Annotated in this window: 10 protein-coding genes and 3 tRNA genes; 6 read left to right on the top strand and 7 right to left on the bottom strand. The window is 34.1% G+C overall.

Annotated features, from left to right (window positions below; translation table 11 throughout):
• Positions 1-78: 78 nt before the first annotated feature.
• Complete coding sequence (locus B0A67_RS14770; RefSeq protein ID WP_072964414.1) at positions 79-2,664, top strand: phosphoenolpyruvate carboxylase; 2,586 nt, start codon at positions 79-81, stop codon at positions 2,662-2,664.
• A gap of 34 nt (positions 2,665-2,698) precedes the next feature.
• Positions 2,699-3,214: a DinB family protein gene (locus B0A67_RS14765; RefSeq protein WP_072964413.1), complete on the top strand. Its 516-nt coding sequence runs from the start codon at positions 2,699-2,701 to the stop codon at positions 3,212-3,214.
• A 272-nt stretch (positions 3,215-3,486) separates the two neighbouring features.
• Here the strand turns inward: B0A67_RS14765 and recQ are convergent, their stop codons facing one another.
• The 5 genes from recQ to aroB form a co-directional block, all read right to left on the bottom strand.
• Complete coding sequence (gene recQ / locus B0A67_RS14760) at positions 3,487-5,595, bottom strand: DNA helicase RecQ (RefSeq protein ID WP_072964412.1); 2,109 nt, start codon at positions 5,593-5,595, stop codon at positions 3,487-3,489.
• 139 nt (positions 5,596-5,734) lie between these two features.
• Complete coding sequence (locus tag B0A67_RS24795; protein ID WP_072964411.1) at positions 5,735-6,142, bottom strand: DNA primase; 408 nt, start codon at positions 6,140-6,142, stop codon at positions 5,735-5,737.
• A gap of 7 nt (positions 6,143-6,149) precedes the next feature.
• Positions 6,150-7,118, bottom strand: coding sequence for a deoxyhypusine synthase family protein (locus B0A67_RS14755; protein ID WP_065450200.1), 969 nt, complete (start codon positions 7,116-7,118; stop codon positions 6,150-6,152).
• A 103-nt stretch (positions 7,119-7,221) separates the two neighbouring features.
• Complete coding sequence (locus B0A67_RS14750; protein WP_072964410.1) at positions 7,222-8,625, bottom strand: type III PLP-dependent enzyme domain-containing protein; 1,404 nt, start codon at positions 8,623-8,625, stop codon at positions 7,222-7,224.
• Between the two features lie 298 nt (positions 8,626-8,923).
• On the bottom strand, positions 8,924-9,991 hold the full coding sequence (gene aroB / locus B0A67_RS14745) for a 3-dehydroquinate synthase (protein WP_072964495.1): 1,068 nt from the start codon (positions 9,989-9,991) through the stop codon (positions 8,924-8,926).
• Positions 9,992-10,263: 272 nt separating this feature from the next.
• Here aroB and B0A67_RS14740 point away from each other — a divergent pair, with 272 nt between their 5' ends.
• Positions 10,264-11,433, top strand: coding sequence for a proline dehydrogenase family protein (locus B0A67_RS14740; RefSeq protein ID WP_072964409.1), 1,170 nt, complete (start codon positions 10,264-10,266; stop codon positions 11,431-11,433).
• Positions 11,434-11,513: 80 nt separating this feature from the next.
• Here the strand turns inward: B0A67_RS14740 and B0A67_RS14735 are convergent, their stop codons facing one another.
• Positions 11,514-12,821, bottom strand: coding sequence for a porin family protein (locus B0A67_RS14735; protein WP_072964408.1), 1,308 nt, complete (start codon positions 12,819-12,821; stop codon positions 11,514-11,516).
• A 38-nt stretch (positions 12,822-12,859) separates the two neighbouring features.
• On the bottom strand, positions 12,860-14,647 hold the full coding sequence (locus tag B0A67_RS14730) for an ABC transporter ATP-binding protein (RefSeq protein ID WP_072964407.1): 1,788 nt from the start codon (positions 14,645-14,647) through the stop codon (positions 12,860-12,862).
• 263 nt (positions 14,648-14,910) lie between these two features.
• Here B0A67_RS14730 and B0A67_RS14725 point away from each other — a divergent pair.
• From B0A67_RS14725 to B0A67_RS14715, 3 genes are all read left to right on the top strand, one after another.
• Positions 14,911-14,985: transfer RNA gene (locus B0A67_RS14725), tRNA-Val, on the top strand.
• A 228-nt stretch (positions 14,986-15,213) separates the two neighbouring features.
• Positions 15,214-15,288, top strand: a tRNA-Val gene (locus tag B0A67_RS14720).
• Between the two features lie 80 nt (positions 15,289-15,368).
• Positions 15,369-15,449, top strand: a tRNA-Tyr gene (locus tag B0A67_RS14715).
• Positions 15,450-15,474 lie beyond the last annotated feature (25 nt).

Raw genomic sequence — 15,474 nt, 5'->3', positions numbered from 1 at the left:
TGCTATATTAAAATATAACCTCAAGTTTATTCTTGGGGTTTTTTTATGACTAATTAACCAACCAACTACAACAGAATTATGTATACGTTGCCTAAAATAGAACGTTTTAATCAAGATGTTCTCTCAAAATACCACATTTATAATAGTGTATTTATAACATTGCCTTTTGATTCTATAGACAATACAGGAGCATTACTTCCTTTATTTACAGAGACATGCGAAACGGGATTTAAAAAACAAGAAACACCAAAAGAAATATTCGATTTCTTCTCTAATCGATACTTAAACAATGCCACAGAAAAGGATAAGATCGATTTAATGTTTCGATTTATTCAGTATACAGAGCGTCAAATTGTATTATTTGATGCTATTGAAGATGCTGCTTTCCCAGAAGTTAACAATATGGAAGGGCGTGGGTCTTTGCGTGATATCAAAGAGAAATCAGATGCCAAGGAGAAAGATCATGAATTGATCGAATTCTTAGAAAATTTTAATGTCAGAACAGTTCTAACAGCGCATCCAACGCAATTCTATCCTGGGGCAGTTTTAGGAATTATAAATGATTTAACGGATGCTATTCGTTTAAATGATTTATTAAAAATCAAAGAATTGTTAGCGCAATTAGGAAAAACACCTTTTATCCAGAACGAAAAACCAAATCCTTACGATGAAGCGGTTAGTCTGATCTGGTATTTAGAGAATGTATTTTATGCAACCTCAGGTGAAATTGTTCATTATTTGCAAAAAAATATCCTTCACGGAGAAGCTATTCAAAATCAACTAATAAAACTTGGTTTCTGGCCGGGCGGGGATCGTGACGGAAATCCTTTTGTAACTACTGAAATCACTCTGAAAGTTGCGGATCGTTTGCGTACCTCTATATTAAAGTGTTATTATATCGAAATGAGAAATTTAAAACGTAAGTTAACTTTCTCAGGAGTAGACACTGTGGTAGCTGAACTTGAACATAAGCTTTACCGTTCTGTGTTTTATTCTAAAGGTGAAATTTACATCACTTTAGAAGAATTATTATCGCAATTGAATCTTATTAGAGATATAATTATCGAAAAACACCAATCTTTATACTTAGATGAACTGGAAGCATTCTTGGTAAAAATCAATCTTTTTGGTTTTCATTTTGCGACTTTAGATATTCGTCAGAATAGTAAAATTCATGACGCTGTATTCAAAGATGTCGTAAATCATTATTTAAACTCAGGCTCTTCAATATTTCCTTCTAATTATTTTGAATTATCTGAAGATGAAAAATTAGTTGTTTTATCTAAAGTGAAAGGGGAGTTAAATCCGGCTGATTTTGAAAATGAAATTACAAGATCAACTTTAGAGTCTGTTCAGGCTATTAAAACCATTCAGAAAGCAAATGGTGAATTTGGCGCGAATCGCTATATCATTAGTAATAATGAAAGCGCATTAAATGTAATGGAGACTTTTGCAATGATTCGTTTGAACAATTGGGAAAATCCAACTGTAGATATTATCCCGCTTTTTGAATCTGTTGATGATTTGCAGAATGCGCATCATATTATGGAGCAATTGTACACAAATCCAGAATATTCAAAACACTTACAGGAAAGAGAAAACAAGCAAACAATCATGTTAGGTTTCTCTGACGGAACTAAAGACGGTGGCTACTTAATGGCAAACTGGAGTATTTATCAGGCAAAAATTGCATTGACTGAAATCTCAAGAAAATATGGCATAAAAGCCATTTTCTTTGACGGACGTGGTGGACCTCCGGCACGTGGTGGCGGAAAAACCCATAAATTCTATGCTTCTTTAGGGCCTAAGATCGAAAATAACGAAATTCAGATTACGGTGCAGGGGCAAACAATTAGTTCTAATTTCGGAACTTTAGATTCTTGTCGTTATAATATCGAAAATTTATTAACTGCCGGTGTCACAAACCAGGTATTTAGTAAAGAGAAAAACGAATTGAGTGCAGATGAAACTCAGATTTTAACGCAATTGGCTGATTTAGGATATGAGAAATATCTAAGTTTTAAAAATCATCCTAAGTTTATTCCGTATTTAGAAAAAATGAGTACGCTTAAGTATTATTCTAAAACGAATATCGGAAGCCGTCCATCTAAAAGAAGCAAGTCTGAATCGTTGGATTTTGCTGATTTGAGAGCAATCCCTTTTGTAGGATCATGGAGTCAGTTGAAACAAAATGTACCTGGATTCTTTGGAGTTGGATCTGCATTGAAACATTTTGAAGAAAACAATCAATGGGACAAAGTACACGATTTGTATCATAATTCTTTATTCTTTAAAACACTGCTTGAAAACAGCATGATGTCATTGGCAAAATCATTTTTACCATTAACAGCCTACATGAGAAATGATCCTGAGTTTGGAGAATTCTGGCAAATTATCTACGATGAATTTCAGGAAACAAAACGTTTACTGCTTAAAATCGCAGGTCACAAAACCCTCATGGAAAACTATCCTGATGGTATAGCATCGATTCAGGTAAGAGAGCGTATCGTATTGCCGTTGTTGACAATACAACAATATGCTTTACTAAGAATTAACGAACTGAATAAAGAAAATGAGGTTGATGAAGAGTTGGTAAAAGTATACGAAAAAATTGTGACCAGATCACTTTTCGGAAATACAAATGCGAGTAGAAACTCAGCATAACATTCGATTTAAAGTATATTATAAATTGTAGCAAATGAATACAAGTCAATTACTAGAAACAGAATATTCCGGTCCTTTTGCGAATTATGTTCGTGAGGCAGGAGAAATAAATTTGATTGAAGAGCTTGAAATCTCCCTTCATGATTTTATTCGATTTGTTCAAAATATTCCATTGGATAAATTTGATTATCGCTACGCAGAAGGAAAATGGACAATCAAAGAGATTATTCAGCATTTGATTGATTGTGAACGTATTTTTGCATATCGTGCTTTGCGTTTTTCAAGAAATGACAAAACTCCATTACCGGGATTTGAAGAAAATGATTATGTAGACAATACAGCTGCAAACAAAAGAAGTCTTCAGGATTTATTGACTGAGCTTTCTGCTGTAAGACATTCCACTTTATTGTTTTACAAAAGCTTATCTGAAGAACAGCTGAAACGAATTGGGACTGCATCAACGCATCAGCTTTCAGCCGGAGCATTAGGCTTTGTAATTATTGGACATCAAAAACACCATCAAAAAGTTTTTGAAGAAAGGTATTTATAAGTTTATTTTTTCGAAATAAAAAAAATCCTGTGAAAAATATTTTTACAGGATTTTTTTGTTTTTAGTATTTTTTTTAAACTTAAAATTTATCACAATCTTGTCATCCCGAGGAACGAGGGATCTTCGCAAGAAACTCCTCCTGCAAAATCACCAATCTTTGTAGAGCTACTTGTGTGTCCTTCGACTTCGCTCAGGATGACAAAAATGAGCGTATTTTTTCAGCTAAGTTTTGTCGAATCCCTATTGAGATTGCTTCGTTCCTCGCAATGACATTACTTATTTCTCTCTACAATAGCAAGGCCTAACCTGATTTTGTCATAGGATAATTTTTCTTCAAAATGATCAAAATAGGGCTTTAGTGCTGTTGGATATTCAAGATCGATCTGTGCTTTATGCAACTGCATTACTTCATTCGCAGAAACAAATTCGCTTAAATCAATATCATTGCCATCTACATATAATTTTGCTAAATGCGAAATAATCGTTGTATGACCCAAATTGCGCTGTTCGGCAATTTCTTTTACAGAGATTCCATTTTGAAATAATTCTAAAGTTGTCTTGTAAGTGTTGCCTTCTTTTTTTGACTTGGCTTTTGTCTTTTTGGCATTCTCGTAATAAACAATAGCATCTATAAATTCCTGACCATATTTTTCAAGTTTTGCTTTTCCAACACCATCAATCGCAAGAAATTCTTCATCACTCATAGGTCGCAACGTTTCCATTTGCCTTAAGGCGGCATCACTAAAAATTACGTAAGCTGGAACTTCTTCGTCTTTAGAAATCTCATAACGCAATTTGCGGAGGATTTCAAAAAGAGAACTTTTAGCTGCTTTTGTTTTTGTTTCCTTGATTTCGTTTTTGTCAATTACTTTTTTAACGACTGTATTCAGCTTTACTTTTTCACCTTCAAATAAAACTTTCTTTGCAAAAGGAGTCAGTAAAATTTTATTATGCTGATGAAAGGCAATTTCACAATAACCTAAATTTATGAGCTGAATAAGATACTGGTTCCAGTCGTACCAGGAAATATCATCGCCAATTCCGTACGTTTTTAAGTCTTGATAATTTTTTTCATAAATATACGCGTTTTTCGAGCCTCTCAAAAAATCTACAATTACAGCCAAAGGCTCAGATTCCTGTAAACGACTAATAGCAGACAATGCTTTTTGCGCGAGAATCGTACCATCGAAAAATTTTGGAGGATTTTTGCAAATATCGCAATTACCGCAATTCTCTTTTACCAATTCACCAAAGTAGGAGAGCAGAATTTTTCTTCTGCAGCTTAAAGCATCGGCATACTGTTTCATTCTTTCCAGTTTCGCCAGCTGAACATCTGAGTTCAATCCTTCGGATGCAAATTTCTGAAGCTGGATCACGTCTGCATAACTTTCAAACAAAACTGTTTCAGCCGGTAATCCGTCACGGCCTGCGCGGCCAATTTCCTGATAATAGCCTTCAATATTTTTTGGCAGGTTATAATGAATCACCCAACGAACGTTTGATTTATCAATCCCCATTCCAAAAGCAATTGTCGCACAAACTACCTGACAGTCATCATTTATAAATTCATCCTGTGTTTTGGCACGAAGTTTATTTTCTAAACCGGCGTGATATGCTTTTGCTTTTACTCCATTTTTTTGCAGTTTTATCGCCAGTTCTTCCGTAGTTTTTCGGCTTAAACAGTAGATGATTCCAGATTCATTGGGTTTGTTTTCAACAAAATCAATGATTTGTTTGACTCTGTCTAAAGCAGGGCGAACTTCGAGACTTAAATTTTTTCGATCAAAAGAAGCTACAAAAGTTTTTGGGTTTCTTAAATTTAATTGTTTTGTAATATCTGTTCGTGTTGCTTTATCTGCCGTAGCGGTCAAAGCCAAAACCGGAGTAGAAGGGAAGCGGCTTTTTAAATAACCTAAATTAGTATACGCCGGACGAAAATCATGTCCCCATGATGAAATACAATGCGCTTCATCAATAGCAATTAAACTGACAGTCAATTCATTAAAAACAACATCGAGATAAGATAGGCTTTCGGGAGCTATATAAACGAGCTTAAATTTGTTCGATTTTAAATTGTCTATATAAAACTGCTGTTCTTCGCTCGATTGACTGCTATTGATATAACAGGCATTGATTCCGTTGGTTTTCAGACTATCTACCTGATCCTTCATCAGGGCGATTAGAGGAGAAATAACAATGGTGATTCCCGGCAAAACTAAAGCGGGCAACTGAAAACAGATTGATTTACCACCTCCCGTTGGCATAATCGCCAAAGTATCCTGACCGGAAAGAATTGTATTTATTATCGTTTCCTGATTGGGTCTGAATTTTTCGAATCCGAAATTTTCTTTTAGTTTGGCGTGTAATACTTCTGAAGTCATTGAGCTTATATTTATCGATCCTTAAATATAGCAAAAAATACTATATATAGTACTTTTCTTATATTTAATTATTGTTTTGGTTAATAATAAAAAAAGGAACCCGAATAGAGTTCCTTTAATTTATTTTGAAAGATTTAGATTAATCTTCGTCGTCTTCATCATCTTCATCAGCGATATCGTCCGGATCTCTGTCTTCATCGTCATCATCATCTGCGCCATCAGTATCTGGTTTGTCAATTGCATCATCGTCATCGTCATCGTCGCTATCATCATCAAGATCAAGACCTTTTACTGGTTCGATTGTGTCAACATCAAGATCAATGTCGTCATCTTCATCGTAATTCTCAATTCTGTCAGCAAGTTTAGTACTAATTTTTACTAAATAAATAGTGTCTTCAGTACGAACTTCAACAGCTTCGATTAATTCGTTTTTAGCATTTCTAAAACGGATAACATCCGAATCATCATAACCATCAGGAAATTTTTCGACCAAAAGGTTCAAAATTTCATTGGTAAGTTTAGCGTAGTCTACTATAACTCTTTTCATAAATATCCTATAAATCTAATAAGTAAGCAAAAATTAACGGGGCAACAATAGTTGCATCCGACTCAATAATGAATTTAGGGGTTTTAATATCTAATTTACCCCAAGTGATTTTCTCATTTGGAACTGCTCCGGAATAAGATCCGTAACTAGTTGTTGAATCTGAAATTTGGCAGAAATAACTCCAAAACGGAATATCATGCATTTCCATATCCTGATACAACATTGGCACCACACAAATAGGGAAATCTCCTGCAATACCACCACCAATTTGGAAAAATCCAATTCCGTTAGTGCTGTTTTTTGGATACCAGTCTGAAAGGAATACCATATATTCGATTCCTGACTTCATGGTAGAAGCTTTTAAATCTCCTTTAATCACGTATGAAGCAAAGATATTTCCCATCGTACTATCTTCCCAGCCCGGTACAATAATAGGTAAGTTTTTCTCTGCTGCTGCATACATCCAGCTATCTTTTAAATCTATTTCGTAATATTCTTCTAAAACACCGGATAACAACATTTTATACATAAATTCATGAGGAAAATAACGTTCTCCTTTGTCATCAGCATCTTTCCAGATTTTGTAAATGTGTTTTTGTAAACGACGAAATGCTTCATGCTCAGGGATACAAGTGTCAGTAACACGATTTAATCCTCTTTCAAGCAAAGCCCATTCATCTTCCGGAGTTAAATCACGGTAGTTTGGCACTCTTTCGTAGTGAGAGTGTGCTACTAAGTTCATGATGTCTTCTTCCAGATTGGCTCCTGTACATGAAATAATCTGAACTTTGTCCTGTCTGATTATTTCGGCAAAAATTTTACCAATTTCTGCTGTACTCATAGCGCCAGCCATACTTACCATCATCTTAGCTCCATTTGCCAATTGTTGTTCGTATGCTTTTGCAGCATCAACCAAAGAAGCAGAATTAAAGTGTAAGTAATGTTTTTCAATAAACTGACTGATTGGTCCTTTCATTTTTTTTTGTTTTTTTTGTTTTTGAATTAAAAGTTTAACCTTCCAGAGGATACTGCAAATTAATAATTTTATATTTATTAACTTTTAATTTGCAGGTTTATTTTTATACTTTTTTGGTATATCCTAAAATTTTCAATACATCGTCAGAAGTTTGCTGTTCTGAGAAAACTTCAGTAGCTAGAATGCCGTTTTCGTCACGATCTATTAAAATATGCTTAGGCTGTGGAATCAAACAGTGGTGTAAACCTCCGTAACCTCCAATAGTTTCCTGATACGCACCCGTATTAAAGAAACCAATATACAATGGCTTTTCTTTGTTGTATTTAGGCAAATAAATAGCATTCATATTTTGCTCTGAATTGTAATAATCGTCACTATCGCAAGTCAGGCCTCCTAATAAAACCCGTTCGTAAGTATCATTCCAGCGGTTTACCGCCAGCATAATAAAACGTTTGTTTATAGCCCATGTATCCGGTAAAGTGGTAATGAATGACGAATCAATCATATTCCATTTTTCTCTGTCATTTTGCTGCTTTTGATATAAAATCTGATAGATTGCACCACCGCTTTCTCCTACAGTAAATGATCCAAATTCTGTAAAGATGTTCGGAACATCAACTTCAGCTTCATCACAGGCAATTTTTATCTGATTGATAATTTCATCAATCATATATTGATAGTCGTATTCAAATGCCAGAGAGTTTTTAATAGGGAAACCGCCTCCAATGTTCAAACCATCAAGAGTAGGGCATTCCTTTTTAAGTGCAATGTATACTTTAATACATTTTACTAACTCATTCCAGTAATAAGAAGTATCATTGATTCCGGTATTAATGAAAAAGTGAAGCATTTTAAGCTCTAATCGATCATTTTCCTGAATTTGTTTTTTATAGAAAGAAACAATGTTTTTGTATCCAATACCTAATCTTGAAGTATAAAACTCAAATTTAGGTTCTTCTTCAGCTGCAATACGAATTCCAATTTTGAATTTTCCTTTAATTTCAGCCTGAAGCAAATCAAGTTCTTCGTAATTATCAATAATCGGAATAGTATTTTTATGTCCGCTATTAATTAATCTTGCAATATTGGTAATATATTCATCTCTTTTGAAACCATTACAAATGACATAAGTACTTTTGTTGATTTTACCATTTTCAAGCAAATTTTCTACAATATTAACATCAAAAGCTGATGATGTTTCTATGTGGATGTTATTTTTGAAAGCCTCATTCATAATATATTCAAAATGAGAGCTTTTTGTGCAATAGCAATAGTAGTATTTTGCATCGTATTTATTCTTTTCCATTGATTTTCTAAACCAGGCTTTTGCCTTATTGATGTTCTCGGAAATCTGTGGTAAATAAGTAAATTTTAAAGGTGTACCGTATTGCTCAACCAATTTCATCAAATCGATATTGTGAAATTGAAGATTGTCTTTGTTTAATTTAAATTCCGCTTGTGGGAAGTAGTAAGTTTGATTAATTAGATCAGAATATTTTGTATTCATTATATTTTTCGATGTTTAGAATTGTAATTTTTAATTTAAGAAACGATGTTCAATCTAAAATTCAAACCCTAATATTCGCAAATACAATTTGCAGTTTTTCATGTTCTGCTTTCGAATACAAAAAAACGTCACAATAAAATGGACTTTTACTATTATAAAAACGGTTCAACATCCTTAGCAAGGAGCTATTGAGCCGGTTTCTATAAGAACTGAATTGTCTTTGTTTATTGTTTGTTTTCATCGTGGCAAATGTAAAAAATAATCTATACCTAATGCAAAGCTTTTTATTAAAAAAAGTTTAAGATTTATAATCCTGAAACGCGTCTAGAATCAATTTATTTTCAACGGATTGATTAATTTTTATTTTTCCGATCCCTTCAATTAATGCAAATTGAATTAAACCGTACTCATTTTTTTTGTCATGAATCAGCAATTCCAAGATCGGATCGATGTCATTTTCTTCTATATTAACATCATCATAGATGCTTTTTATCGCTGTTTTAATTTCAGCATACTCTTCTGCTGTAATCAGATTTTTATGTAATGAAATAAAACTTTCCAAAATCATTCCAATTGCAATAGCCTCACCATGTAACAATGTTTTCTTTGATTCACTTTCGAGAAAATAGCTTTCGATTGCGTGACCTAATGTATGTCCAAAATTTAATGCTTTACGAATATTCTTTTCGGTTGGATCCTGTATTACGATATCATTCTTAATTTCGACAGAACGATAAATCAATTCATCAAAATCAGCAAAGTCAATTGCTTTTAGATCTAAAAATTGTTTCCAGTAGGCTGCATCATATATCAGACCGTGTTTTAGCATTTCTGCCAGACCTGAACGCATTTCGCTCTGAGGTAAAGTTTCAAGGTAATCAGTATCAATCAATACCATTTGAGGCACATTAATAACACCAATCTGGTTTTTAAGATTTCCTAAATCAACACCGGTTTTTCCTCCAACAGAAGCGTCTACCATAGATAATAAGGTTGTCGGGATATTAATAAAGTCGACTCCGCGTTTAAAAGTAGAAGCAACAAAACCGCCTAAATCTGTTACAACACCGCCACCAAGATTGATCACAAGTGATTTTCTGTCAGCTCCAAGTTCTGTCAATACTTTCCAGATTTCGATACAGGTTTCAATATTTTTATTGACTTCTCCTGATTCAAATTCAACAATTTCTATTGTTAAGTCTGTTTCAAGCAAAGGCAAAAACTTTGGCAAGCAATACTCATTTGTCTCATTATCAACTATAATAAACAAATTAGAGTATTTATTTTCTTTTAAATGATTATTTAGGGCTTCGTATGCATTTTCATTAAAATGTACGAGATAATTATTGGCCTGAATAGATTGCATATTTCTGTAGTTAATTGAAAGCGCAAAATAAGGCATTTTTAACTAAATAATATTCAAAGTTTTGTTCTAATTTGTTTTAAAATGAATGATTTTCGTTAAGATTTATAGCGTCTGATTCATTCTTTCGTAAACTAAAATCTCAGAGAAGAAGCAAACTCTTACTTAATTATACTCTATTTTTGACATTGTTATTACCGATATTGAAAAATAGACGCCCTTTTGGTAAATAATATTTAAAACTCTGTCTATATTTGCACAAAAAACTGACCTTAATGGAAAAAATATTCGATAACACTCAAGTTGCATTTTCGTTAAAAAGCGATACAGAACTTGACAGAGCTTATTTTCTTTTTAAAATGATCGACAGCCAGCCTTTGGTAAGAATAGGGACTGCTGTTACCAATTTTGCTATAAAAGCAAATCTTCCGGTAGAAGGATTAATTCGTGCAACTGTTTTTGACCATTTTTGTGGTGGTGTAAACGAAAACGATTGTATTACAGTAGTAGACAAAATGTTTACAAAAGGTGTTTCGTCTGTATTAGATTATTCGGTTGAAGGAAAAGAAGAAGAAGCGCAGTTTGACGCTGCCTTAGAAATGACTTTAAAAACGATTGAATTTGCTAAAGAACGTTTAGCGATTCCGTTTGCTGTGTTTAAGCCAACAGGTTTTGGCCGTTTTGAATTGTATGAAAAATTAGGAGAAAAACAAACGTTAACTCCGGCAGAACAGTCAGAGTGGGATAGAGTAGTAGCCCGTTTTGACCATGTTTGCGGTGAAGCGCACAAAAAAGATGTCGCTTTATTGATTGACGGTGAGGAAAGCTGGATGCAGGATGCTGCAGACGATTTGGTTACTGACATGATGCGCAAATACAATAAAGAGAAAGCGATTGTTTTTAATACTTTGCAAATGTACCGTTGGGATCGTTTGGATTATTTGAAAAATCTACATGAAGTTGCCAAAAAAGAGGGTTTCTTTATTGGAATGAAGCTGGTTCGTGGTGCTTATATGGAAAAAGAGAACAAAAGAGCGGAAGAGAAAAACTATGTTTCGCCAATTTGCGTTTCTAAAGAAGCTACGGATGTTAATTATGATGCTGCTGTACATTATATGTTGGAGCATTTAGAAATAATGTCAATTTTTGCAGGAACTCACAACGAATTGAGTTCTTATAAATTGATGGAAATGATGGCCGAAAACGGAATCGCGAAAAACGATAATAAAATCTGGTTTGGACAATTGTACGGAATGAGCGATAATATTAGTTACAACCTGGCTGAGAACGGTTATAATGTTGCTAAATATTTACCTTTCGGCCCTGTAAAGGACGTTATGCCGTACTTAATTCGCCGTGCTGAAGAAAATACTTCTGTTGCCGGACAAACGAGCCGTGAATTATCTATGATTAAAGCGGAACGTAAAAGAAGAAAAGGGAAGTAGATTTTAGATTTTTACTATATAAAAAAAAACTCCATTTGTGTTGCAAATGGAGTTTTTTTATTGAAATTTTAAATCCTTTTTTAGAAAGAAACCTGACATTGTAAAACTACCATTCCTAAACGATCGCTTTGTTTGTATGCGCCAATAAGTGTTTTATCATAAACAGCTCTGTTTTGGTAATTTAAACTAAACTTTGGCCCCAAAGTTCCGGTTGTATAATAATTGACACCCAATTCATACATCGTCATTGGTGTATCTAAAGCTTCTAAATCGGCAATTTGTGTTGCTGCATAAGGCTGAAAACGACCTTTTTTGGCTTCATTATCTGATTTACCAAAAAGATATCCTAATTGAGCATAATAAATATTTCCCGTACCAACGCCAATAAATCCGGCACCAGAACCATTAATTAACGTATTATCTCCAATTGCAGGATTTGGCGTATTTACAGACTGAATATAGTTTTTGCCGTAATTATTATTATTAAAAGCCGCATAAGCTGTTAGCGCAGCTCCTTTAGCATTAATTGGACTATCATAAAAAACATCAAACCCTAAAACTTTCATATCATAATAAGCTACAGTTGCATCCGGTGTTAAATGCCACATCGCTTTGGCTTGCGTCATATAACCTAACGCTATATTGAAAACCTTTTTTGTTCCCAAGTAAGTTCCTTTATGATACGCATCTTCAAGTGATTCCTTATCCAGGAAAGAATACGTTAGAATTCCGGAATATTGTGCTCTTGGCGTTTCAGTACTTACGGTAGAATTTAATCCAAGATTATTGTTTGAATTTCGATAAGGATTTGTAATTGCTGCACGGTAATTAAATTTTCCTAAATATCCTTTTGCATAAATACTTAAGTTTCGATTTCCAAAAGTTGATGATGTATTGGCAAATTGCTGATACATTGGCGTATCTAAAGTAAGTTGCGAAGAAGAACTATTTGCCGAATAACGGGTTGTTCCTGCTCCCCAAGCGGTTAAACCACCACCAATATGAAGTTTCTCACTAAAGTGATATTCTCCCAAAGCATCCATAACGGAAAGTGGCGCATTTGAAGGTCCGTTGTTTTGTGTGAAATTGATGTTATTCTGACCTAACTGAAGGTGAAAAAAGATATTATCTGTTAGCATTCCCATCGCTTGCAAACGCAGACGTCTGATTACTACATCAAAAGTTTCGTCAACTTCGTTTATTCCTATTTTGCTGTTGGGATTCAATTCAGAATATCTTCCCCAAACCTGAAGATTCATTCCAAACTTGATGTATTTTGATCCATCAGGAGTGATATTTACAACATTAAAAGGTTTTTCCTGAGCTAGGACGTTGATAGTGTTTAAGATGATAAATAATAAGATTAAAACAATTCTAAGATGTGGCATTTTTTTAATTTAAAATAGTTAATAGTGTTTTCGTTTCTTTAATAGTTACTAAACTGAAGATTACTTAAATTTTTATAGGTACCGTTTTCAAGATTGATTAATTCCTGGTGTGTTCCTTGTTCAGTTATTTTTCCATTATCTAAAACTAAAATTTTATCAGCATTTCTAATAGTCGAAAGTCGGTGCGCAATAATAATACTTGTTCTTCCTTCCATCAACACTTCTAAAGCCTCCTGTACTAATTTTTCACTTTCACTATCTAAAGAGGATGTGGCCTCATCTAATATTAAAATACTTGGATTTTTAAGTAATGCTCTTGCAATTGCAATACGCTGACGCTGACCGCCAGACAATTTTACACCGCGTTCTCCTACAACGGTTTCGAATTTCTCAGGAAAACCTTCAACAAAATTCAAAGCGTTGGCTTGTTTTGCAGCCAGCATAATTTCTTCGTGAGTAGCATCCGGTTTTCCGTAGGCAATGTTTTCTTTGATAGTTCCTCCAAATAAAATAACATCCTGAGGAACGATACTCATATTACCGCGAAGATTTTCTAAATCATAATCGTAGATATTTTTTCCGTCAACTGTAATTTCTCCAGACTCAATATCATAAAAACGCAATAATAAAGAAGATATAGTTGATTTTCCTGCCCCACTAGGACCAACAATGGCAATTTTTTGACCAAATTCAGCCGTAAAGTTTACATCTTTTAATACCTGAACTTCTTTTCTCGAAGGATAGCTAAAAGCGACATTTTTGAAAGAAACATTTCCTTTGATTTTTTCTAATGGAGCCGCGTTCTGCGTTGCATTTATTTTCTCCGGTGTTTCTTCTAATAATTCAAAAACTCTTTCTGTGGCACCAATTGCTTTTTGAATTTGTGCATATAACTCCGCAATTCCTCCAAAAGAAGCACCTACAAATGTTGAATACAATACAAATGAGATCAATTGACCAACGCTCATTTCTCCGGCAATGCTTAAACGTACACCGTACCAAACTACGGCAACGATAGCGCCAAACAAGCAGAATATAATAAAAGAAGCAAAATAACCTCTGTACTTTCCGCCTTTAATAGCAAGTTTCACTACTTCGCTAATTTTTCCTTTATAACGGGCTACTTCGTACCATTCGTTTGCAAATGCTTTTACAATACTGATTCCCTGCATGGTTTCTTCGACAATAACCTGACTTTCTGCCACCTGATCCTGTACTTGCTTAGAATATTTTCTAATAAAACGGCCAAAAATTACAGCAGCAACGGCAACAAGAGGAACTACTGCCAACATTAATAAAGTTAGTTTAAAGCTTTCTGTAGCCAGTAAAATAACTCCTCCAATAATTAGTATAAACTGACGTAAAAACTCTGCAATAGTCGATGTTAAGGTATCTTGTATCTGAGTAATATCTGCACTAATACGGCTGTTTAGCTCACCAACTCTTTTTTGAGAAAAGAAAGTCATTGGCAATTTTACCAAATTGGTGTATAAAGACAAACGCAGGTTGGCTAATGTATTTTCGGTAAAATTGACAAATAATGATAATCTGAAAAATGAACAGAAGGATTGCAGGAATAAAATAACAATTAATCCTAATGCAATCTGATTGGCCTGATCGTTGTTTTTGTTTTTTACACAATCAATCAGCATTCCCATTAATTTAGGAAAGGCAAGGGCAGTAGCTCCTGTTAGTAATAGAAAAACCAAACCAACATAAAATTTCCATTGGTGTTTTCCGGCGTATTTGAATATTATTGTTGCTTTGTTGAGTGAAGTAGCGGTAATTTTTGATTTTGGTAAATCATTTTCTTTAAATCTTGCCATTTGAGTATACAATTAAGGTACGCAAATATAGGATTATAGCAAGTGAACTCAAAAGAATATTATAAATTAGCTTTTGGGATTTCATTATTTAACTAAATTTAAAGAAATCGTAATTTTATTCTTTTTTTAAAAAGCTGAAAAATAGATTAATAAATAAAAATATTAAAATAAAATGATTTTCTTTCGAAAAAAGGCTTGCAAATACAAAATCTAACTGTACATTTGCACTCGCAATCACATAACGATAGCAACCTAATAAAATAGGGCGATTAGCTCAGCTGGTTCAGAGCACCTCGTTTACACCGAGGGGGTCGGGGGTTCGAACCCCTCATCGCCCACAAAACTCCAAAGTCATATGATTTTGGAGTTTTTTTATTTTGTATCACTTATGAAATTCTATGAAAATTAAGCTTAGAATCTACAAAAGTATCCTGAATTCATCTATAAGACTGATAAATAATGCGATATAAAAATGTTTCATTTTTTTTTCAAAAAAGGCTTGCAAATACAAAATCTAGCTGTATATTTGCACTCGCAATCACAAACGATAGCAGCCTAATAAAATAGGGCGATTAGCTCAGCTGGTTCAGAGCACCTCGTTTACACCGAGGGGGTCGGGGGTTCGAACCCCTCATCGCCCACAAAAACTTCATTAGCAATAATGGAGTTTTTTTATGACTTACCGAGTGTCTACGGATTTTAAATCCACATCATCGGGTTGGGGGAGATACTCAAGCGGCCAACGAGGGCAGACTGTAAATCTGCTGTGTGAACTTCGCAGGTTCGAATCCTGCTCTCCCCACAAAAGGGATCAAACGCAAAGCTTG

The sequence above is a fragment of the Flavobacterium aquidurense genome (genome assembly GCF_002217195.1).
GTDB classification, from domain to species: Bacteria; Bacteroidota; Bacteroidia; order Flavobacteriales; family Flavobacteriaceae; genus Flavobacterium; species Flavobacterium frigidimaris.
This window is presented reverse-complemented; position numbering and strand designations above follow the sequence as displayed.